This window comes from Parabacteroides caeci (assembly GCF_023656795.1).
GTDB classification, from domain to species: Bacteria; Bacteroidota; Bacteroidia; order Bacteroidales; family Tannerellaceae; genus Parabacteroides; species Parabacteroides segnis.
The window spans coordinates 132,721-154,433 of record NZ_JAMOKT010000004.1 but is presented as its reverse complement, the minus strand read 5'-3'; the positions used below and the strand labels follow the sequence as shown (position 1 = coordinate 154,433).

Annotated in this window: 29 protein-coding genes; 1 reads left to right on the top strand and 28 read right to left on the bottom strand. The window is 45.9% G+C overall.

All coding sequences use genetic code 11. The features are described 5' to 3' along the window. Positions 1–637 precede the first annotated feature (637 nt). The 4 genes from NBH15_RS03615 to NBH15_RS03600 all read right to left on the bottom strand — a co-directional run bounded on the left by NBH15_RS03615 (position 638) and on the right by NBH15_RS03600 (position 2,776). Positions 638–1,291: a hypothetical protein gene (locus tag NBH15_RS03615; RefSeq protein ID WP_250822014.1), complete on the bottom strand. Its 654-nt coding sequence runs from the start codon at positions 1,289–1,291 to the stop codon at positions 638–640. 127 nt (positions 1,292–1,418) lie between these two features. Beyond that, on the bottom strand, positions 1,419–1,865 hold the full coding sequence (locus NBH15_RS03610; protein ID WP_250822013.1) for a hypothetical protein: 447 nt from the start codon (positions 1,863–1,865) through the stop codon (positions 1,419–1,421). Next, a complete protein-coding gene (locus NBH15_RS03605) occupies positions 1,862–2,095 on the bottom strand; it encodes a hypothetical protein (protein WP_250822012.1) in 234 nt (77 codons plus the stop codon). Before NBH15_RS03605 ends, NBH15_RS03610 begins: the two co-directional genes overlap by 4 nt. Before the next feature lie 237 nt (positions 2,096–2,332). After that, on the bottom strand, positions 2,333–2,776 hold the full coding sequence (locus tag NBH15_RS03600) for a hypothetical protein (RefSeq protein ID WP_250822011.1): 444 nt from the start codon (positions 2,774–2,776) through the stop codon (positions 2,333–2,335). Positions 2,777–2,864: 88 nt separating this feature from the next. Between NBH15_RS03600 and NBH15_RS03595 the strand changes: the two genes are divergently transcribed. Continuing rightward, positions 2,865–3,026 (top strand): hypothetical protein, encoded by a 162-nt coding sequence (locus NBH15_RS03595; protein WP_250822010.1) that lies wholly within the window; start codon positions 2,865–2,867, stop codon positions 3,024–3,026. Here the strand turns inward: NBH15_RS03595 and NBH15_RS03590 are convergent. From NBH15_RS03590 to NBH15_RS03475, 24 genes are all read right to left on the bottom strand, one after another. Beyond that, positions 3,023–3,349: a hypothetical protein gene (locus tag NBH15_RS03590; RefSeq protein WP_250822009.1), complete on the bottom strand. Its 327-nt coding sequence runs from the start codon at positions 3,347–3,349 to the stop codon at positions 3,023–3,025. The genes NBH15_RS03595 and NBH15_RS03590 overlap by 4 nt on opposite strands. 166 nt (positions 3,350–3,515) lie before the next feature. Then, the gene (locus NBH15_RS03585; protein WP_250822008.1) at positions 3,516–4,028 is read right to left on the bottom strand and encodes a hypothetical protein; all 513 of its coding nucleotides are present in this window, start codon (positions 4,026–4,028) and stop codon (positions 3,516–3,518) included. Further along, positions 4,021–4,908, bottom strand: a complete 888-nt coding sequence (locus NBH15_RS03580; protein ID WP_250822007.1) for a hypothetical protein — start codon at positions 4,906–4,908, stop codon at positions 4,021–4,023. Before NBH15_RS03580 ends, NBH15_RS03585 begins: the two co-directional genes overlap by 8 nt. Before the next feature lie 96 nt (positions 4,909–5,004). Beyond that, positions 5,005–5,598 carry a hypothetical protein gene (locus tag NBH15_RS03575; RefSeq protein ID WP_250822006.1) on the bottom strand — a complete coding sequence of 198 codons (594 nt, stop codon included), beginning with the start codon at positions 5,596–5,598 and terminating at the stop codon, positions 5,005–5,007. A gap of 2 nt (positions 5,599–5,600) precedes the next feature. Beyond that, positions 5,601–6,842: an InlB B-repeat-containing protein gene (locus tag NBH15_RS03570; RefSeq protein ID WP_250822005.1), complete on the bottom strand. Its 1,242-nt coding sequence runs from the start codon at positions 6,840–6,842 to the stop codon at positions 5,601–5,603. A 25-nt stretch (positions 6,843–6,867) separates the two neighbouring features. Next, positions 6,868–8,277 carry a S49 family peptidase gene (locus NBH15_RS03565; RefSeq protein ID WP_250822004.1) on the bottom strand — a complete coding sequence of 470 codons (1,410 nt, stop codon included), beginning with the start codon at positions 8,275–8,277 and terminating at the stop codon, positions 6,868–6,870. Positions 8,278–8,412: 135 nt separating this feature from the next. After that, on the bottom strand, positions 8,413–8,859 hold the full coding sequence (locus tag NBH15_RS03560; protein ID WP_250822003.1) for a hypothetical protein: 447 nt from the start codon (positions 8,857–8,859) through the stop codon (positions 8,413–8,415). A 79-nt stretch (positions 8,860–8,938) separates the two neighbouring features. After that, positions 8,939–9,520, bottom strand: coding sequence for a hypothetical protein (locus NBH15_RS03555; RefSeq protein WP_250822002.1), 582 nt, complete (start codon positions 9,518–9,520; stop codon positions 8,939–8,941). Positions 9,521–9,531: 11 nt separating this feature from the next. Continuing rightward, positions 9,532–9,921 carry a hypothetical protein gene (locus tag NBH15_RS03550; protein WP_250822001.1) on the bottom strand — a complete coding sequence of 130 codons (390 nt, stop codon included), beginning with the start codon at positions 9,919–9,921 and terminating at the stop codon, positions 9,532–9,534. A gap of 799 nt (positions 9,922–10,720) precedes the next feature. Continuing rightward, positions 10,721–11,263, bottom strand: a complete 543-nt coding sequence (locus NBH15_RS03545) for a hypothetical protein (protein WP_250822000.1) — start codon at positions 11,261–11,263, stop codon at positions 10,721–10,723. 133 nt (positions 11,264–11,396) lie between these two features. Next, on the bottom strand, positions 11,397–11,843 hold the full coding sequence (locus NBH15_RS03540; RefSeq protein ID WP_250821999.1) for a hypothetical protein: 447 nt from the start codon (positions 11,841–11,843) through the stop codon (positions 11,397–11,399). Continuing rightward, positions 11,840–12,061, bottom strand: coding sequence for a hypothetical protein (locus NBH15_RS03535; protein ID WP_250821998.1), 222 nt, complete (start codon positions 12,059–12,061; stop codon positions 11,840–11,842). The genes NBH15_RS03540 and NBH15_RS03535 overlap by 4 nt, the downstream gene beginning before the upstream one ends. Positions 12,062–12,582: 521 nt before the next feature. After that, positions 12,583–13,167 carry a KilA-N domain-containing protein gene (locus NBH15_RS03530; protein ID WP_250821997.1) on the bottom strand — a complete coding sequence of 195 codons (585 nt, stop codon included), beginning with the start codon at positions 13,165–13,167 and terminating at the stop codon, positions 12,583–12,585. Positions 13,168–13,178: 11 nt separating this feature from the next. Then, positions 13,179–13,400 (bottom strand): hypothetical protein, encoded by a 222-nt coding sequence (locus tag NBH15_RS03525; RefSeq protein ID WP_250821996.1) that lies wholly within the window; start codon positions 13,398–13,400, stop codon positions 13,179–13,181. Positions 13,401–13,555: 155 nt separating this feature from the next. Continuing rightward, positions 13,556–13,804: a hypothetical protein gene (locus NBH15_RS03520; RefSeq protein WP_250821995.1), complete on the bottom strand. Its 249-nt coding sequence runs from the start codon at positions 13,802–13,804 to the stop codon at positions 13,556–13,558. Positions 13,805–13,821: 17 nt separating this feature from the next. Continuing rightward, a complete protein-coding gene (locus NBH15_RS03515; RefSeq protein WP_250821994.1) occupies positions 13,822–13,980 on the bottom strand; it encodes a hypothetical protein in 159 nt (52 codons plus the stop codon). Positions 13,981–14,221: 241 nt separating this feature from the next. Further along, on the bottom strand, positions 14,222–14,704 hold the full coding sequence (locus tag NBH15_RS03510; RefSeq protein WP_250821993.1) for a TRM11 family methyltransferase: 483 nt from the start codon (positions 14,702–14,704) through the stop codon (positions 14,222–14,224). Between the two features lie 4 nt (positions 14,705–14,708). Beyond that, positions 14,709–14,951 carry a hypothetical protein gene (locus NBH15_RS03505; RefSeq protein ID WP_250821992.1) on the bottom strand — a complete coding sequence of 81 codons (243 nt, stop codon included), beginning with the start codon at positions 14,949–14,951 and terminating at the stop codon, positions 14,709–14,711. Between the two features lie 363 nt (positions 14,952–15,314). Then, complete coding sequence (locus tag NBH15_RS03500; protein WP_250821991.1) at positions 15,315–15,713, bottom strand: hypothetical protein; 399 nt, start codon at positions 15,711–15,713, stop codon at positions 15,315–15,317. Between the two features lies 1 nt (position 15,714). Beyond that, on the bottom strand, positions 15,715–16,233 hold the full coding sequence (locus tag NBH15_RS03495; RefSeq protein WP_250821990.1) for a hypothetical protein: 519 nt from the start codon (positions 16,231–16,233) through the stop codon (positions 15,715–15,717). A gap of 3 nt (positions 16,234–16,236) precedes the next feature. Continuing rightward, positions 16,237–16,593: a hypothetical protein gene (locus NBH15_RS03490; protein ID WP_250821989.1), complete on the bottom strand. Its 357-nt coding sequence runs from the start codon at positions 16,591–16,593 to the stop codon at positions 16,237–16,239. Then, complete coding sequence (locus tag NBH15_RS03485) at positions 16,590–17,894, bottom strand: hypothetical protein (protein ID WP_250821988.1); 1,305 nt, start codon at positions 17,892–17,894, stop codon at positions 16,590–16,592. The genes NBH15_RS03490 and NBH15_RS03485 overlap by 4 nt, the downstream gene beginning before the upstream one ends. Before the next feature lie 28 nt (positions 17,895–17,922). Continuing rightward, positions 17,923–20,922, bottom strand: a complete 3,000-nt coding sequence (locus NBH15_RS03480; RefSeq protein WP_250821987.1) for a CHC2 zinc finger domain-containing protein — start codon at positions 20,920–20,922, stop codon at positions 17,923–17,925. Next, positions 20,919–21,659, bottom strand: a complete 741-nt coding sequence (locus NBH15_RS03475; RefSeq protein WP_250821986.1) for a CHC2 zinc finger domain-containing protein — start codon at positions 21,657–21,659, stop codon at positions 20,919–20,921. Before NBH15_RS03475 ends, NBH15_RS03480 begins: the two co-directional genes overlap by 4 nt. Positions 21,660–21,713: the final 54 nt, after the last annotated feature.

The window sequence follows — 21,713 nt, the reverse complement described above, 5'->3', positions numbered from 1 at the left end:
ATTTCGGGGGTTGCCTGGCTTTCGAGGTCGACAACCCATTGCCCGGAGCGGGTGATGGGGCGGTCGGTGGTGATCCAGATGGATTTCTTCAGGGGGCAGTCGTCGAACTTGCCGGGCGTGCCGGAGATGGCAAGCATCAGCTCGTTGTCTATCTTCTCCTTCTTACTGTCTTTGGCTTCGTCGATCAGCCCGCCGTCGAGGGAGAGGGAGTTGGCGGATAGTTTCACGTCCTGGCTCAGGATATGGGTGACATGACCATTGAACCAGTGGATGCAGTGTTCCCAATTCAAAGGGGATACATAGGGAGTGGGAAAATGGCAGCTTTGAGGGGCTTTGCAGCCGACAAAGAAGTGAGTGCCGTTCTTCCACCCCGTAATATCTTCTATGGCGGCAATCGTGCCCGGTATGGTTCGTGTAAGCCCCTGTTTGAAGTTGGAGCAATAGATGAAGCTTTTGCCGCGTGGCATGTAGGTGACCAACCGGATCAGGAAGGGACCTTGCAGACCGTGTGTCTTCCCGAAGCGGCGGGAACATATACCCACGAAACGGCGGGGCATGAGGTTGAATACTTCAAACTGGCCTTCGTTGAGCCAGAACTTCTTTTCGGCATCGCCTATCTGTTCGCGGAAATTCTCTATCATATCGTATCGTCCTCCGGTTCTTGTTTTTCGATATCCATCTTCGATTTATCCAGTGGGTCGACATACGCGCGTTGTTCGATTTCTTCGAACTCGGTGTCTTCCGCCAACCGTTTCGCCCACCTCTTTTCGGCTTCTTCCTTCATTTGTTTCAGTATATCGGGGTTTTCGAACTTTGCGTTCAGGTACTTGGCATCCAGTGTCGGACGGGCGGAAAGGGGTACCATACCTTTGTCTACCGGTACGGGGTCGTCTTTGTCCAGGCGGTTGATGGCGGCGTATATCTTGGCGTTCCGGGCATATCCGGAGGCATCCTGCCTCTCTTCGCACAAAGACATCATGCGGAGCAGGCCTTCGGACAGGTTGCGTTTCTTATATTCTTTGTCGTCTACCGAAAACGCACCTACCGCTATCTTCAGGTCTTGCAGGTCGTATTGCGCCTGTCGTTCGCCGATACGATACTTGCTGCGGAGCCACGACACGTAGTAGGATGACGGGCGGGTCGGGTTCAGCAGCACTTCGCGGTCGAGGTCGCGAAGGCGCATAAGTCGGGTTATTTCGGGGGCGGAGAAGTTCTCTTTGAGTTCATCTTCGTTGGCCCAGAAATGGAGGCAGATTCTCTCCTGGAAAGAGGTACGGCTATTTATTGACATATGTTTTTTTTATTTTCAAGCGAATATAACCACCCGTAAATGCTTGTTTATAGGACAAAAAACGCCCTGCACGAACCTCACGGCGGGTGCAGGGCGGTAAAAAAAAATTGCTTGAAAATTTATGTCGTTATTCGAACGTTTCCACGTATTCCTGGAGCGGATCGTTCAGATATTCCTTGTTGAATAATTCCGGGGTACATAACATGGCCGCTTCGATACGGTCGATAACATGTTCGTTCAGGTCGGCCAACATCATGCCGAGTTCGGAGATTGCAGCCGACGGGCTTTTGTCTCCCGGAAGGGAAGCCAGCAGATAGCCGATATCCTTGTTCTTATGCGCCATGTCTTCAATGCTGCTGATAACGTAGGCGGCCATATGGATAGCTTTTGCACCGGTACTGGCAATTTCACGAAGTTTGCGGTTCACGTGGTCGACCCCGCGGCGTTCTTCACTCATTCGCCGGGCTTTCTCGCGTTCGTCGGTAGAGTAGCCCTTCCTTATTATATCTAAAATATCAATGGCATTGTACCGGTCCGACCATTCGGTAGACCTCTTTGACTGGAAGGGTTTCATAGCGCACCTCCTTCCTCTATAGCTGCCAATACAAGAGCAGATAGGATAACAGCCAAAGCTTTCACATAACCTTTCGCATCGGCTTCGGTTTTACACTCACATATACCTAGGGGCATTGCATTCAATACGCGGGCTACATTCGCCCAGGAAAAGATTCCCGTTTCGTGGGATAACGTTGCTTGTTGGGTACTTTTATTCACCGGCAAACAAATGTTTGTGTGTTTGGACATAACTAACATTGTTTTCGGATGGCAGGAATAAAAAAACGGTTCCGCCTGTCCCTTTGTCCTACACCACACAAGGCAGTTACGGCCATTAAGCCGTATCAAGGGGGTACGAAACCGTTATATCTTTATATATCGTATGGGCATAAAAAATGCCGATACAAAAAATGTTCGGCGGATCTCCCGCCTTGTGTGTTATAGGACACTGCAAATATGCCAACTATATTTGAGATGTGCAAGAGTTTAGCGGATTTTTATCAGCATACCTGAAATTCTATACCCATTTACTGTTTGAATACCAAAGGAGTTTACCTTTACATTTTCCACAATAGGTTTTATGTCCAATTTGATAGCTCCGTTAGCCCCTTTTGCCGTCGCTTGCTTTTGAAATTCCTTCATGGCATCTTCCAGTTTTGCCTTGACATATTTCCCGTATTTTATGTTCATTCCTCCGGTAAATTCGTCTACTTTTTCACTGAGAACCTCATTTCCTGATCGCAACTCGACCTCCATGTGCCCCACTGCATCATAATCGAAAGGTGCGGCATCCGATTCTGTTACAAAAAATCCATTCTTGGTGAAAGTCGTGTAATCGATGTAATACGTATTGTTTACAAACGGGATTTTCGTGGAACATCCACTTAACAACAAAACGCTCATTAGAGTTAATACGAGATAATTCTTCATTTCTTTTATTTTTAAGTTAAACATCTGTTTGTTATATATTTAATCCGTATATTTGTGTCATACATTAACCCTATAAAAAAAAGAGATTATGATCCGAAAATTAATTATCCTATACAAGCAATGGCATGAACGCCGCCTTCGTAAATGGTGCGTAAAGATGGCGGTGAAAGGATTGAAGTCAGAGAATCCTAATACCGCCTGGTATTCTGCAAAATTGGTATATGACTTTATCAATGGGACGACCGATTAACTGAAATTAAAAGTCAACGGCATCTTAAACGATATTCTATTCTCGCTTTCGTCTTCTGACGATTGTACTTTATTGATTCCGCTTCCAATAATACCGGCCACTACTCCTATGGCGGATTTGGAATCGGAATTTTTTTTCAGGGATAATTTCAGATCGAAAGAAACGCTTAATGTAACAGATCCATGCGGTCCTGCCGACTCTCCGACCAACGGATATTTGCAAACCTTCACCTTCTTATTTTGAGCATCCATCTCTTGATTAAACTCCGACTGCGCTTCGACAATCTCAGTCAGAACTCCCTTTATAAATTCTTTCAGTTCCATATTTCCACGGTATTTAAAACAAATAAGCCTGCATTTCAAGGAGGGCATTCCTTTACCGTGCAGGCTATTTCATCCTTTACAGGATGTTATATTCTTATATTAGAAACCGACCGCATGCCCTCGGCTGTTTCGTTTGTATTCCGAGGGCAAAGATAAATCTTCTTTTTTAATTATTTCCAAGTTGCTTCCTATATTTAGAAAACAGCGTCTTCCTGATCAATGCCTGGTCGGCGGGATCGTTGTGCAGGGTGAACATTTCCAGTCCGTGGCTGCACAATCCTTGCATGAACAGACCGGAGAGGGTTATGGAGCGATGGTCGTTGTGTGCTTGCACGATGAAAGCGTTCATGGCGCACTGGACGACACGGAGATTCCCATTCATTCCTATATCAGTTTCAGACGCGTTGATCGTGCAGAATACCATAGCCATGTCGAAAAGCCCTTGTTCCATCAGTGCCCGTATATGTTCGACCGTTTTCTTTTCCAGCCGGTAGGTGCATAGAATCAAACAACCGCCGCCTGCCAGTTTGGAAAAGGCGGTAAGCAGCCGTTCCAGCGTGAAATCGCCGTTGGAGAAGAATACCGGCGAACCGGGACGTTCCGACAACGCCCGTAGGCTGTTTTCGAAGCATCCCGGGCACGGTTCCAGGTAGGGGTAACTATCAGGCAAGTTATTCATCTTCTTCCTCTTTTACCTCTTCTTCATCCATGTCCGGTACTGGTACGCCCCATTCCTGCAATTCACGGATGCGAAGGGCTAGTTCGTCCGGATCTTTGGGCTTCATGAGGTCTTTGCGGGATATAAACTTGCGGTTTGCCGCGATGCGCTTCTCTTTTGACAGGGCGGCGCATACAGGGTTATAGGCTTGCATCTCTTCGATTTCCGCCTTGCAGAAAGAGCCTGAAGGCTTCACTTCTTCGTATTTGTTCGTCTCCGGTTGCTTGCTGCCGGACATGAAAGCTTCCACACGGTCGAAGAACCCGGATATCTGAGCTTCCTGCGCGTCCATTTCCGCAAGGGTAGCGGCTATGGTTTCCTTGTTAACCCCTTCCCGCTCCTGGTTCTTTGCCAGGTCATGCAAGCGACGGCGGTTGGTGAACCAGGTGAGCAGTTCTTCCCCTTCTTTCTGCAAGGCAGGGGAAAGCTGGTCCTTGTAGCTGTCAAAATCCATGTAGCGGTTCCACTCCTTGGGCGTTTCCGGGGGTGCAATTGGTTCTGGTGCAGGTGCACCGGGTATCTGCGGGGCGGTAGACGCGGGAACGTTGGCAATATATAAGGGCTTTGCCGGGCGTTCCGGAGTGATCAGGCGGGGATAGCGCGTCATATCTTTGATACGTTTTAGGACAGCGCGAATGCGTGCCATGTAGACGCTCGGGTCGCCACGGCGGAATACATCCACCTCCGACTGGCTCAGTGTCCATGCGCTCAATGCCTTCACATGTTCGTCGTACAGATTGCTGAAACTATGATATTCTTTCAGATCGGTGGCCAACAGGGCTTCCGTACGGGCTTTCAGGTCGTTCCATTCTTCGACTGTCATCATTCTATATATTAGCATATTATACGTTTTTATTAAACAAAAAGGAGAAGCCTTGCGAGTAGGCTGCGCCCGGCTTCTCCTTCTATTTATGGAAAATCAACAAACAAAAAAAAACTATGCTCCTGCTGCGGGGGTCGTAGTGACCGTACCGAAGTAGTAGGTTTTCGGCAAACGGGTCGGCAAAGTGACCGTGACCGTCGTACCGGAATCGTCGCCTGCCGCCTTGCCGGAATCGTAGGAGATACCACCATCGGCGATATTCACGTTACGGTCAGGATCATAGATGGCTACATAGTGGCCCTCTTCGGGGAACAGGAAGAAGACATCTTTGCGGTTATTCAGGTTACGCATGAGGGCGGAAAGCTCCGGTGTCATGTTCTTCATCATGAAGGTGAAGGTTTGTTCGTATCCTTTCTGTTGTCCTTTGCTGGTAGACGTGAGCTGTCCGGATTCCGTATCGAACTCCCATTTGTAGAAATGCTTGCCTTCCTTGAACTTGAAACCAGGTGTGTCCTCGATCTTCGCGTAGTCTTCCAGGGCAAACTCCGTATCTGCCGATCCGGGAGACATAAGCTGGGGTAACGGGTCTACCAGGTCGTTCTTGAACCCTACATACACGGTAGTAGAAATACCGCTCAATGATTCGCCGCAACCAGACGCTGCGGTCTGGTCGGCGAAGTCGCACAAAGTTGCTTTCGTTGCTGCCATGTCTATTTCGCTTTAAAGGTTGCTGTCAATTCCAAATTACCGCTCACGGAGAAATTCCGGGTAGCGTCCAGGGAGCCGTCAGACCATTTTTCGAACTCGTGGGTGGAGTCGTCGGTCGGGGTGGCGGTCAGCTTGACCTTGTCACCGTAGGCATACTTTTCCTTTTCGGGCGATTTGGTTACCGTTCCGTTCTCACCGGCGTTGACGGTAAGCGTATAGACTTCAGACGGCTTGGTGTCGCCTTCGTACGATTCAGGGCTCAATGTGCCGGTCGTACATGCGAAGCCTTTCTGGTGGAAGGTTTCATATTGGAAGCCTAAGCGCATTTGCAGCCAGTAGTCGATGACGTTCGGGTCTTTGTCGATCTGGCGGGCCAACAGGTATTCGTCGTCCGAAACGGAGTCGAACCCGTACATCATGTTACCGACCTGCGTGATCTGCATGAAGTCGCCGAAGCCCATTGAAAGATTTGGATTCCATGTAACGTTCGGGAACTCGGGGAGCACGAACGAGCCGTAACGGTCCGGATCCTTGTAATAGCGGCTGGCGTTTCGCATAGCCTGCTGGATGGCAATACCGGTACCGACCGTCAGGTTTACTACAGGTTTGCCACGGAGCAGTGCCGGATTCAGACGTTTCAGGAACTCAAGTGCTTGCATGTAAGCAGTCGTGTCGGTTTCGTCTACCGGGTCGGTGATCGGACCCACATCGATCAGGTTGCGATTTTCCGCGCTGATTTCGCCCGATTCGCGTGCCTTGCGGATCAGTTCGAGGAAACCGTCGGCCAAATCGGACGTGGTATTCCCGTTTTCATTGCGGATCATGAACCACATGCGGTTCAGCATGGCTTCGGAGACGCCCTGGAAAATGGAATAAGAAATAAGGCGTTCAGCCGGATTCTTATATGTCTTATTCGTGCCTAACAGGGTGAAACCGGCTGCATCGGTATGTACATAATCCTGGATGTTATCCTGCGCCGTTGTGTTGGAGAGGTATACCTTCAGGATGTTTTTCTTGATTTCGCCCACAGGCGCGTTGTCGTATGTGCGGTTCGCCTTATAGGGCATCATGTTGATGGAGTGTCGCAGGTAGCTGTACATTTTCAGCTCATCCTGGATGCCGGGGATCATCGCGATACCGGCACGTGACATTTCATCCCCCATGAAAACGGACGGAAGCATAAAAAGGTCCTTCCGGGTCTTCTGGAATGTTTCATTTAAAGAGGAAACGGTTACTGTTGCCATAAAATAAATCTCTTTAAAGGGTTAGTTACTCATTGATAAATCCGTTGCTTGCCAGAACGCCTCTCAGGGTTTTCATGTCGTTCGCATAGTTGCCTTTCCGTCCGGAAACGATCGGGCCGTCTATTTCGGCGGATGCCTGCTCCACGACATTGTCGTTCGAAGGGGCGGGTTGCGTGATACCTTTGCCGGTAGCGTCGGCAAGCTCTTTGATGGACTGCTCTTTCTCCTGGATTTGCTTCTTCAGGTCGGCAATCTCTTTTTGCTGAGCCTCCTGTGCCGAGAGCGCGGATTGCGTATTGGCGAGATGGGCTTCAAGGATGCCTGACTGCTCTTCGGTGAGCACCGGGTTGCCTTTTTCGTCCACCGATACGGCTCCCATTCCCGGAATAGCTTCTAATACTTCTTTCTTCATTGGGATAATCAGTGTTTGAGGGTTATTATTTAAAAGCTGCTCCGGTTCCTCCGTTCCGGTGGCAGGCTGGGTTGTTTCTGCGGGTTCTTTTATAGTGCCCAAGGTCGTCACACGTCCTTCGAATTTACGGTCGACACCGGCCAGTTCGAAGATGTAGTTGACCGATTCGTTATACGACTTGATGCCGTCTACCAGTTCTCCTACCACGTCCGAAGCCTTATACATGCGTCCCGTAAGCTTTTCGTCCGGCACATTCGGCCAACGACGTTTCACTACGGAGCGGAACTCGGTCTCCATTTTGTTAAGCGACTCGACAGTCGGGGCGGTGTTGTCGTTCTGGATGGCTTCGCGATACTCGTTGTTCTTCATCGTGGAGTTGTCGGCATAGACTTCATAATACACTTCATTGAAGGTGTTTATGCCATTGCGTGTTCCTTGTAATACTGCCATGACTCCTACACATCCGATTTCCACATCCGGGCGTTCGGCAAAGACATGGGGTATGAAAGATGAAATCCAAACCCCTTTGCTGGCATTCATACCGCGGATAAGCGCTACGACCGGTTTGCGGGCGTTTGAGAAAACTTCGTCCAAGTCGTTGGCAACAGCCGAACCGCCGGGGGTATCGAGTATGACCAGGTGACCTACCACGTTTTCCTGCAAATCGACATAAAGGAAGCGGTCTGCCAGTTCGCGTGTTCCATATGAACATACAGCTCCTCCATGTGTGATAGCTCCCTTTATAGGCATTACATGAATGATCTGATTGTTTGCACTTTCTTCTTCTGGAGGGAACCAGTTTGGATGAGATGTCTGTATCAACCGTTCTTCCGGTTCTGCCTGTCCGGGTTTGAAAACGAGCAAACTGCCTTCCGCGCGTCTTTCTCCCCATCTGACATCGGCCAAGGCTTCCAGGTCGTATCGGGCCGTGGTGAAGATCCCTTTGAAATGATGCAGGGCTACCGGATCCATCATCCAGTATTGGGTTCGCATCACTTCGGATAAAAAGGAGTAATTACTCATCGTGTCAAAAAAATAAGGGTTAGTGATCTTTTTGTGATCTTAATTCTGACACGAATATATATAGGTATAGGAGGGGAATACCGGACACTCCCCGTCCCGGACGTGGCTTTAATAGGTAAAAAGAAGGTTAAAAGGTCAGATAAGGGTCAAAATGGGGTGCCGGCCCGTCACTGAAAACTTCATGGATGTCGTTTCCGTGTTCCCGCTCATGGAGCTGTCCGGAAGGGTACGCCCCGCGCCGCACCAGTTATAGATGAACTTCCGGATGCCTCCGTAGGTGGTTATCATATAATGGTAACGCCCGGAGGAAAGGATTCCGATTTGTTGCAACGTATCCGGCCGGTTGTCGTCAACCTGCCAGGTGAGTGAATTATCGAACCGGTCTCCCGATTCCGATGTTTCCATAGAGCAACGTGCTTCTGCCGTCCCCTCCTTTAGTGAAAGGAGCAACGGGGTGCCTGAAAGGGTAACGGCCGAAGAACGTACCACACGGTCGTGGGTAAACGGGATGGAGAAGTGCACGTCCTTGTCTGCGTACGCTTCGATCTTGATAATATCCGATATGAGTTCTATGCAGTTCATAATAAATTGTATATCAACAAAATAAACTATAAATAAAACTTAATGCCCTGTTTTTGGCGGAAATATAGCCAAACAGCGCCTAAAACCCGGCAAAAGGCGGCTGAGAACGGGCAATATTTTCACGACTATCAAACTTTTTTTTTACATGTTCGGTAATAAATGATTTTGCCTGCCTGTCGAACGCTTTCCGGATACTGTCTTCTTCCGCGCTCAGTATGTGGTACTGGTTGCAGAAATTACGGTAGGCGACCACCTTTCTCGGAGTTTCACCCGGGAATACCTGCCTCTGGTAGATCAGGTCATGGTTGACATATTCGTAAACGTGTGCGCAAAACTGGTTGTAGATGTATTTGGATATCTTCGTCTGCGAATCTGCCGAAAGATAGGTCCTCAGATCGTCAAAACGAATCACCGGATCGGGTTCGATTACTACTTCGAGAAAATTTGCCCTGTCTTTACGCGATTCGGGCTTCAGGATGATGCTATCCGGCCAAGGTTTGTGCCTTAGGTTGTCGATCAGCTGACAGATACGATCTTTCTTGGAAAACCGTACGGGTTCCGGCCCGTACAGTTTATTTCCGTCTTTATCTTCCAGTCCCAGGATGAACTCTTTCAGGTAGGGCTTCATCTTTATAAATACGGTCTTTGTCTTCGATTCCATATCCGTACCGGTTAAAATGGCAAATCATCAATCGTGCCGGCAGTTGCTCCCTGCTCGCTGAATTGCTGGGGGGCCGAATAACTGTCTTCAGCTTCGGGGGTGTACTCTTTCGGTTTCCATACGCATCCCAGAATAGGCAACGCCTTCTTTTCTTCCTCCGTCATGGCATCGCGCTTCTCTTTTGTGAACGATTGCTTGATGAGATGCGTCTGCGTTTCCTTCCCGTCGTAGGGAAATCCGATCAGGTTGACCGAAATACCGTGTTCATTGACCAGCAGGCTATTGTCTTCGATCGGAATGATGATACATTTTTTCGCCTTGCCTGTTTTCGAACTGGTTAGCGTAGTGATCCCGGCATTCTTGAAACGCATGAGATCCAAACTCATTGTGATGTTGCTCATAGTGATATTTCTTTATTGATTTTCAATACAAATATAATGATTTATAAATACATAACACTTTTTGGTTCAATAAAAATTCAATATCAACAGGTTTTCCTGCTCTTTCCGCAGGTTTTATAAACCGTACACGTCTCCAGGTCAATCTACTCGAATGCATTTTTTAGCACTTCAAAAGTTAACGAATGTATCTTGTATGGAAAATGACAAATTGAAATGTTAACGCGAAAAAACATGTATTTATTCAACTTTCGCCTTTTTTCTGACGGAGCTGACGGGATAGGGGTGTTTTGACATCTATTCATCTTATATAAAGCAAATTAAGCTCCGTCAAACCTCCGTTAAAACCTCCGTCAAAGTCCAAAAATAGCTCTGACGGAATTGTTTTTAAATAGAAATTAACAAAATATTCCGTCAGAAAAAAAGGTATCCTGACGGAGGTTTTCGGAGGTTTGACGGAGGTCTGACGGAGCTTGTTTTTATATTATTCCTTTGTATTCAGTCTTTTATATTATATCTATATATATTTCGACAGCTCCGTCAGAAAAAATCAAGAAAAAAGTATTTCTATTTTTTTTTGCCACTTTGAAAGTTTCGTAATTCTTAAAATATATGTAAAAACATTCGTTTTTGACCAATTCCTACAAACCACTTCCTACCATGAATGGAATGGTGGAAAAATGGCGGCGGGGAAACCGGAAAAACGCCTTGGGGAAAAATAAAAACGCCTAAGGATTTCCGGGAAAAACCTTAGGCGTTTTTTATTTTCATCAGGGCGTTTTTTTAAAAAGCCCTATTGTTTTCAAAGGGAAGGGTTATCGCTCCATCCGGCTTCGGATTCGGTCAGGTAGTCGGATTCGGAATAGCAGAGTTTTTCGTATTCGTTGTTCTCGATGGTGCAGAAGACGGCGTGCCATTCGTTGGCAACGGGCCCCAAGGTGTCGTAGCGCACATCGTCGAGCTTCAGCATAGCCAGCGGGCCGGTACGGTCTCCGGAACGCAGGGCTTCTTTCTTCAAGTGTTCGAGGTAAACAAGGAAATGCTTCATGATCCGTTTGCAGCGGTGCTTGGCATCCGCTTGTGCGAGGTAGTCCTTCGGGCTGGCGCGCATGAGGATGACAAACTGTTCTTCGGGATAGTCGACGCGCTTGGAGGTGTCGAAACGTCCTTCCAGGTGGGTGCGAACACCGGCTACGGGCCCGTTGATGTTCTTGTAACGCTGGATAAATTCGTCCAAAGCCATTTCGTCGTTGTAGCGGAAAAAGCGGGGAGCAGATTCCGAATGCCGGATTTCTTTGAACAGGGCTGCCCATCGCTCCATGATGTTGTCTAATCGTATTGCCATGAGATTGTTGTTTTATGAGTTATATGGCGAATGTAGGGATATACGGGGTAGTTAGGATGTACAAAAAACGCCCTGCACGAACCTCACGGCGGGTGCAGGGCGGTAAAAAAAAATTGCTTGAAAATTTATGTTGTTATTCGAACGTTTCCACGTATTCCTGGAGCGGATCGTTCAGATATTCCTTATTGAATAATTCCGGGGTGCATAACATGGCCGCTTCGATGCGGTCGATAACATGTTCGTTCAGGTCGGCCAACATCATGCCGAGTTCGGATATTGCCGCTGATGGGCTTTTGTCTCCCGGAAGGGAAGCCAACAGGTAGCCGATATCCTTGTTCTTATGAGCCATGTCTTCGATGCTGCTGATAACGTAGGCGGCCATGTGGATAGCCTTTGCACCGGTGCTGGCTATCTCGCGTAATTTGCGGTTTACGTGGTCAACTCCAGTGCGTTCGTCGCCTATCCGCCGGGCTTTCTCGCGTTCGTCTGTTGGATAGCCTTTCTTTATGATATCGATAATATCGATGGCATTATATCGGTCCGACCATTCGTTAGACCTCTTTGACTGGAAGGGTCTCATAGCGCACCTCCTTCTTCGATAGCTGCCAATACAAGGGCAGACAGGATAACAGCCAACGCTTTTATATAACCTTTCGCATCGGCTTCGGTTTTACATTCGCATATACCCATTGGAATAGCGTTCAATATACGGGCTACATTTGCCCATGAAAAGATGGTTCCGGCTTTAACGGATGCGGGAACGGTAGTGGTTCCGGCAGCGGTTGTTGTTTGTTTCATCTGGTTGTAGCTTTAGATGAATGAATAAAAAAAGCAGTCCTATATAATCCAAGTTTGCTACAACCACATATATCAAGGATATATGAACGGATTATAATAGAACTGCCTATGCCTTCTATTGTCCTTTGACCTGCTCGCTTGCAGTGCCTATATGTAGTTGTAGCACTGCAAATATACGCATAAAATTTATTTGTGCAAGCATTTAGCCTGTAAACGCGGGCTACATTCGCCCAAGAAAAGATGGTTCCGGCTTTAACGGATGCGGGAACGGTAGTGGTTCCGGCAGCGGTTGTTGTTTGTTTCATCTGGTTGTGACATTAGATGAATGAATAAAAAAAGCAGCTCTATATAATCCAAGTTTGTCACAACCACACATATCAGAGATATATGAACGGATTACGATAGAACTGCCTATGCCTTCTACTCTCTCTTGACCTGCTCGCTTGCAGTGTCTATGTGTAATTGTGACGCTGCAAAGATGGGGTAAATTTTTGGGATGGCAAAGAGAGATTGTGAAATTATTATTCCATACTTGTATTTTCTTGGAACCTAATGATCATCTGTTTATAATCCTTGATTTGCTTTCCCATGCTTACATATCTCTGTTTTGCCTCTTTTTTCTCTGTTTCCTCCAGTAAGAACAATTCCTTGATTCTTTGATCTGTGCTTGGATCATTTTCAAGTTCCTTCCGGATTGTTTCGATACGGGCTTTCCTGCTGGCCGCTTCTTTCAGTTTATTTTTTAATGCTACAAATTCACCAAACAGTATTTGATCGATCATCTTATATACCCAAACTTCAAAAAAGGGATTTAGCCAAGCAGCAAATTTGAGAGCCACGCTCCGCTCCATCCATGTGCCGTTGTTGCGACCGCCGTTGACTACCTTTATCAATTTACCCCGAACGGTAAATTCGTTTTCAGACCGCAGATTTGCGGTCTGACAGTATGCGTTTATATACTCTTTCGTGCTATCTAAACGCAAAAATCCGAAAACGTCCTTATTGAAAGCCTTTGCCATATCAGTGGCATTTATCATTATGTTTTCATCACTGTTCATGTCAAAAGTGATGTCGTTACCGTTGTACTTGAAAATTCGATTTTCCATTTGTTGATGTTTTAATTGTTGGTATTTGATTTTAATTCCTTGATAAGGGCGTCTGCCCAAAACACAGAAGATTTTGCCAATGCTTTTGCTTTGTATTCTATATCCTCCTGTGTGATGGTGAATCCGTGAAGTAATTCCTGCATAGCTGATTTAGCTAGTTCATACCGCCGTTGTTCCCAGTTTATATACGGACGATGGTCGGTGATCTCGATCGATTTGGATCCTATTACCACCTGTCTTCCTCCGGGAATCTCGCATTGGTAATAATATCCATCACATCCACACCATCCGTTTGTGATTTATACTTCCGTACCTATTGAGAGCCTTTCATTTTCTGAAATGGACACTGCTGTTGTTAGTTTTCCTTTCATATCCTTTTTGTTGTTAGTTATTTTCCAATATAATATTCTCTAATTCTTTCATGCTTAGGATTAAAGCCTTTTCCTATAAGACCCATACATACTGCCCTATAAGACCAAATCCCAAAATGCCAACGAAACTTTAATGTTTCAAGGACTCCTTTTTTCTCCGGCTTCCAATTAATAAGAGCTTCAATGTCTCCGACTTTCGGGTCCGGAGGAAAAACATATAAATGGAAGCCTATAACAAACCATTTAATTTTATTCATATCATTCATAATTTTCGTGATTTGAGTCATTCTGTAACCTCTTTTTTAAAGATATACACAGCATGCCTAACGCCTATCGAAAATGCAGAAAGTTCCCATCCAGATAAGCCGAATACGTTCATTTGATAATCTGTCATTAACTCATCCAAAGTTCGTTTTATAACTTTGTATCTAAACTTTTTCATACCTCAGTACTTTTTAAAATTGATAGAAGGCACATCTAAATATTGTCTTATATTTAGATTATCAAGTAATTCGCCAGTTATTTCTTTTTTTATAAATATTCGTTTTTTTCTTTTTTATAATACTTTTGTGCTGCTTTTTCCCTCTGATACTCAGAATATGAATAAAACCGACCATAACCGTACGAATAATGTAAGTTGCAGACTTTCATTATTTTTTTTGCAATTCTAATATTCATGTTTTTTAGTTGTTAGGTAATTTCATAAAACACATCCACATAGTTTTACCGCTTCGACCGGTTGTATGTCCGAATAAAGGCTGTCGGTCAATAGCTTTCAAAACTTCTTTAACGGTTACTTGGTCTTCATTCCATTTGAAAACAAGAACACCGTAATCATCGAGCACCCGAAAGCACTCGTTGAACCCCTGTTTCAGCAACCTTGGCCAATCTTCTGACAATTTGCCGTATTTCTTAGCTAGCCAACTATTCTCACCAACCTTAACCAGATGGGGCGGATCGAATACAACCAGCTTGAAACTCTTAGCAGGGAAAGGAAGATTGGTAAAATCCGCGATGAGATCAGGATGAACCTTCAGGTTCCTGCCATCGCAAAGAATGTGTTCTTCGTCCCTGATATCAGCGAACAATGTCAAAGGATTTTCTTTATCAAACCAAAACATCCGACTGCCACAACAAGCATCTAATATGATCTTTGTTTCATTCATTTTTTTAAAAATGATATAACGTTCCTCTCAAAATGTTTTTAAAATCGGTCATAAGACCCTTATAGCGTTTTTCCGAAGCGTCTAACCCTTGATAGTTTCTGAGGTATATGTCAAAGGCTTTAATGGCTTCCTGTTCGGCTTCGCTGTAGCCTGTGACATAGGCAGTCTCAATTTCGCCTTTGGTGTAGACTCCGCTCTGATTATTTATTCTTCCGGAGTATTGTTCTGATTTCTGATCTATTGTCATAATATTCCTTTCTTATTAGTTTTTCTTATCGTAATTATTAATCTCTGTATTCCTGATAAACATGCCATGAAACGGAATTCCTACAGCTATGATCAGCAAGAAAGTTCCAAGCCAATGCCAGAAGTCTTGAAATATAAATTGTAATATTTCTATCATGACTCATGCTTTTTTATTTTTTAATGTGTCTGTTATCATCCTATTTCCTCCTTAAACCGTTTGTAATCTTCCGGAAACTCCTCTTTCATAGTGTCCAGGATCTGGGAGGCAAGTATGTATTCTTCTTTTTTGATACATAGGTTGTATGTCATGATCAGATCCTTCAGACGGATTGGACTGAATTTTAAATCAATCAGTTTGAGCCGTTTATTTAATATTACCAGTTGCTTGTGCTGGTTGAACAGCTCGTGAAGTACGAGCATGGAAGCTCCCAGCGCGAAAGCGGATAGCGTCAGGGCTAAAATAATCAGGAATGTTTGCATATTGTTCGTTTTTATATTTATGGATTATTTTTTTGTAATCGCTGGTCATTACGTATGAGCAGCTTTTGTCTTCGGAGATGAAGAGGCAGCAGATCCGTACCTTGGCTTCGATGTCTACATCCGTCCAGGTTGCATCCAACGGATAGAACATCGACACGTCGAGGAAACGCAAATCGCGGTAGATCCGGTCGCGTACGGAATTGAACAGTTCTTCGCCCATCCGATCCTTTACGGAAAGGATGTCGGCGTATGAGTTCATCCGGTGGAGTGCGTAGGTTTCCATATCAGGTATTGTCTGCTATGTCCTGGTACTTTCTGAAATACACCTGTTCGCGGTCCGTGTAAAACTTCGTGCAAAGCAGGTCGCAAAGCCGGATCAGATCGTCGCAGTTGTCGTCGCGGTCTTTCCCGTTGAACATGGCGGCAGAGAATTGTGAAAAGTCCTTGATAGCTTTAGACAATTCCTTGTACCGACGCTCCCATTCCTTCTTGCGTTCAAAACCTATATCTTTAAAGTAGGCGCAAAACATATCCAGCAAATAAAGGGAAGCGTCTGCGCAATTTATCGACATAGAAAGTGTCCGTCCCGCCCAACTTCGCAAGTTCTTGTCCATTTGGGCGGTTGTACTTTCTAACCGTTGAGCCTGCACTTCCAGATCTACCTGTTCCTGGAGGTATTTGTTGCGGTTGAGCAATTCGGTAATCTTCACCCAATTGCCCTTAGCCCGATATCGGGCTATTTTCTTGTTGTTGTCCACTATCTCCTGATGGCAATAGTAGGCACTTATCGTTTCTTTTCTCATAGCTCAAATCCAGTTATAATGAAACGAGATGGCAGTCACGAAGGTTGCTACGGTCAGAAGGGAGTCTATGCAGGTAGCCCATGAACCCAACTGCTGGAACTTGGAAAGGCTCAACAGTATAACAAAGAAGAAGAACGGCCATTCTGCCAGGAAAAGCCCGGCAATGCATAAAACGAACTCTACAATGTCGACGATTGTTATCACACGCAGTTCCGGGCTGTAATCGAGATACAACCCTCGGTCTGCTTTATTCATTCGGCGCAATTTTCTGTATTCCGCCCAAATGTACCGGCAATGAGTAGCCTTACCCAATTCAAATACGGTTAAAAGACCGGTGATGATGTAGAATAGATGTGTCATATTTTTTCGTTTATAAAAAGATACGTACAAATACAGTCTATCATGAATTTATAGAATTTATTCATTTCATATTCCGTGTAATCGTCTATCAACCATTTCCCGAACTCATCCTTAGGAGAGCGTCCTTCCCTGTTTGTACCTTTTGCTAAAGGCAGGTGATAATAATCCGAGAACGAGCAAACCCATATCCTCCTATCGTCTGATTCGCTTGTATTCCAAGGATAAGAGTTAGTCGAAGCGACTATAACCGGACTTTCATCGAACGGTATAACGCGACAATCCTTAAATCGATCCCTCGCTACCATATCGCCTGTTATCGCACCGTATAAGTATTTTAATATTTTAATGTTCGCCATGTCTTCGATAAGCAATACGTCTGTCACCCCATCTTTAATACCTGAAAACAATAAGCTTTTATCCCCTCTACCGAAAAAGATGCCATCTCGGTACTCCACGTTCCTAACTTGTTTTATAGCATGAAGAAACAGCGATTTCCCTGTTGCTGTTACCAACTCATTTCGATTATCATCCACGACCAAAGGTAAATATGCCTTGCTTCTGTCCTTGTATTTCCGGCAAGCATATCCAAGCACGCATACCTTTTGAATAAAATTAAAAGCTATTTCTTTCTTTTGTTTTTCATCCAACTCGATTCCTTGTTCCTGGCCTCTCCAGTAGGTATTTCCTGTGTTGTAGACAAATTGAGCAAAGCTGAAATTGTCCCAATTTATCGACAATGTGAACTTATCCAAAGAATCAAACCCTTCATCGTCCGATATCAGGTATTCTTCGGTGTAGCTTACGGTAAACATACAATTCTCATATCTAATATCGTGATCTATCATCTTATCCGACTTCGGATAAAAGTCTACATCCTGTATATACCTTATTCCTAAGTGATTGGGGGTTATTACTATCGCTTTGTTTCTGAAGATGAGCACATCCCTGTGTGATGAATACAATGGAACATATTCTTCATTATCCGAATTTTGTCCAAACTCTTTGATTATTTGTTGTTCAATTTCATCCTTTCCTGTTTCTTTTAATCTATAAAGGAATGAATATATTCCTCCTCTTTCTGTTTTTTTCCCAAACGTGAACCATGAGCGTTTTTCCGGCCAAACGTAAAAACGGTCGTTCGGTGCATCAGGGAACGGGCATTCGGCTTGAAACACTTTTCCTTTTTTTGTGAAAAGGATTCCAGGTATGAACTTTTTGATTGCTCCCAGCAAATCTTGTTCAGCTCTATCGATTGCGATAATTTCTGCTGAATAATTGTTTTTGATTCTTTTTGTTCTCATTTTCAAATGATTTTAATTGTTATATAATTTAAAATGGTAAATCTTTTTTCTCTTCCTCTATCGAATACTGCTTCGGGGCGTTAGCCGGGCGCGGTTCACGACGGGTTTGCGGAAACGCATAGGAGGTTTGTTCCGGAGAGAGGTCGATGGGTTCAACTGTCTTTTCCTGAAAAGCGGTAATAGTTTCTTCATCCAGGTCACGAGTCTGGATATACCAGAAGAAATCGTCCTTGCCATCACGCCCCTTGCGGTATTCTCCTCTTTCTCGCTCGCTTTGCGAACGGTAAAGTTCCGAGGGATTGAGTACCCAGTGCTTGTAGTCGCAGAATTTCTGTAATTTTTCTTTCAATGTACCTACTGTGATGCGGTCCTGGACTGTTCGGCTGTAGACTTGCTTGAACTCCTCGAATATGCCGTTACGCCAAATGGGGACGTTTAGCCTGTTCTGCGTTTCCTCATATTCGTCGAAATAGTCGTTCATCCAGTCGAATACGTTCTGAGATATGCCGTTTATCAACATACCCTTTTCCACACGATCCATTACCGGTAGTACGCGTTCGTTGATACGCATATAGGTCTGTATGCACTGCGCGAAGAAGTGATATAGTTTGTTCATTTCCTCCGGCGTATAATCAGTCACGATATTCTTCCCGAACTCCATGTCCGGCTTGCGTGCCGGAATGCCCCGGTTCGGGTCTTCCGGGTGGTAATAGCTGCTAAAGGTCAGGAACCAGGCACGGCGGCGTTTGGACCGGTCGATGTCTGCCGGTTTATGGTTCGAGTTTACTATAGTTATAGGGCTATCCTCGAACGGGATTACTACGATATCCTTGAAACGTTTGCGGACGGTCATGTTTCCCGTGACCGTGTTGAACATCATCTGCAAGGGGAAACCTCTTTGTAGGTCGTCGAACCACACCACATCAGTCTTACCCGGTTCCACATTCTGATAAAGCAAATCAGCATCTTTCTTCGGGTCGATCATCTGCCCATCCCTGTAACACAGGCTGCGAACGCACTGTATAGGGTAGTAGAAGAGCGATTTACCAACACCTCCGTTATGTTCTCCGTTCTTATTGTTTTCATCCTCGACACACATCAGCAGGTAGGCACGACTCATCTCCTTGTATTTACGGCAGGCATAGCCTAACGCACATACCTTGCTGACAAAGTTTAAGATGGGTTCTTTCTCCTGCTCTTCGGTGAGTTCCATGCCAAGCTCTTTTTCGCGCCAGAAAATCTCACCGGTGTTGTAGACAAATTGGGCATAACTCAGACCGTCCCAATCTTTTTTCAAGCTGAATCGGTCCAACTGCGGGAACGTATCCGTCTCATTAGATGTGATATATTTCTCCGTATATTCAATATAAAACAGGTCTTCCTTCTCCGGTTTGAAATCCGCATCGATTATCTTATCCTTGTACAGATTGAACGGCAACGATTCCAACGGTATCATTTCCATATCGTTCTTTGTGATTCGGAGCGCACCGTTCCGGAAGAAAAGGAAGTCCTGGTCCTTGCAATCGTACGAGAAGTCCAGTTTGATTTCAGAGATGTTCTGGAGGCTCTGTCCTTTTACTTGGTTGCTCCGGTTGATCGTGTTCAGGAGCCGTTTGTCGAAATAGGTAGGCGAGTTGGTGATGAACTCGCGGAGTATCTGGTTGACTGTCGCCGAAATTTTCTTTTCACCGATCTCTTCCACAATGTTATCGTTTATACGCACGAACTTATATTCATCATCGCTATAGGCGTAACGATGCACGCCGTATGCAGTCAGGAAGCGGAACATCTGTTCGTTGTCGATCTCCACGCCTACGACCTTTTCTTCCGTCCTGTCGCCGTCTTTCACCTCCTTTACCTTATCCATCCAGAATTTGAGGGGCAGAGCATTGGTCACCAGGTGGTCAAACCGCTTGAACTTGTCCATATAGAAATAATCCTGGCGGCGTGCGGCGGAGTTATCGCCGGTGTTCCATTTGATAAAGAAGTCTTTCACGTCCTTGCAAGCCCCGTTTGTCTGGCGATACATTTCTTCCGGTAGCATGGCCAGCTTGATGTTCATATAGCGCAAGGCCATCCGGTAGGCAAACTTGCGCCCGGTATCGTCGAGATCGTATAAAACCGTGATGCTTTTGGCTATTTTCCGAAGCTGGAACTCTTTGTACCAGTCCAGTATGTCGGTCTCGCTGTTTAGCCAGCAGACGTTGAATCCGCCATTGAAATATGTGTTGATGGCATCCGACCCACCGGATACGATAACAAGTTCCTTTATCCTCTTTTCCGAATCGATAGCTTCACCACGTTTTGCCATGGCTAGCAGGTCTGTTGTCTGTTTGTCGCCGAAAATGAAATTTTTTTCCTTTACACCAAAATAACTGAATCGGTTCCCTTTGGATGCTTTAGGCTGGTATATTTTCCCCCATACGGAGCCGTCCGGACGGGTATAACACCAATATAGGATCGGGAACTCTTCCGTGCTGCATATCCGCCATGAGAAATCATCCCCTTCCTTGGCCGGACGGGTAAAGCTCTTCAGGCTTCGGATAGGAAAGACACGCTTCAGGTCGTCCGACGTGATGGTGTCGCGCTCTTCGAAAGAACCGTCTTCCTTCTTGTAGTTTCGTTTCAGGTTTCCCAATAGGCGCAGTTCTTCAGCAGAGAACGAATCGTTTTCTTCGAACACGTATTCATGCACGGGGGATACCTTTTCTGTTTTTGCACTGAATCCGGTCGATGCAGGATTGTACATCCCTTCCAGTTCCGCTAACGCCTGTCTGCGGTCGCATCCTTTGTAGCGCATGATGAACTGCAACGCGCCGCCACGAGCCTCGATTCCGCCGTAGCAAATCCAGCAGCGTTTTGCCGGCCATACGTAAAAACGGGTATCCTCTTCGGAAAAGAAGGGGCATTTAGCCTGGTATACTTTGCCTGTCTCTGTAAACTCGATACCGGGGCAGTAGTGGCGGATGACATCCATCAGATTGTTGTCCGCTCGGTTGATTATCTTTTGTTCGTTGATATAGCTCATTCCAATATTCCTTTCAGATTGATTTCATTGATTGCTCCGTCTCGCAAGCCGCAAGCGAAATCACGTATTTTCTCACTGAAGAAAGCCGTGTTTCCACGGCGTATACCGAAGTTGCGCAGCTGCTTCCCGACTTCTGCTTCCGGCTGGAAGAGAGTACCCCATTCCGACCGATCGCTGTTCTTGTAGCAGAACATCAGGATAGGGTATTGCGATGCTTCCATGATCTTCCAAGAGTAGTTTTCTCCTTTGCGAGCCGGGTTGGTATAACTCTTCAAAGCGAATAGGCCTGTTTTCATGGAATAGATATAGGTATCCGATTCCGTTGCCCCTTGTACGCCGCAAAGTTCCAGGTCGTGGGCGGAAAGAGCCCTGTACTCGAACTGCATATACTGTACGGGTGCAACCTTCACCCATTCCGGACGTTTGTTCTTGGGCTGTGCTACCGGAATCCCCACGATGCTCCCCAGGCGGCGGACGGCTTCGATATAGGTCAGGTTCTCGTAGCGCATCACGAATCGGAGTGCCCCTCCTCCCTCCCCGCAGCCGAAGCATTTCCAGATGCGCTTTGACGGAGTGATGTAGAAACTGGGCGTGCGCTCCCCATGAAGGGGGCAGCAGGCGGTGTAGGATATTCCTTGTCGTTGTAGCTTTATGCCGGGGCAAACCGTTTGTATGACACGTAACAGGTCGTTGTCTGCGGCTTCCAATACCCGGTGTATAATTTCTTTCTGTATCATAATGGATGATTTTTATATTGTGTGGCTCCGCAGGGAGTCGAACCCTGCGCACGG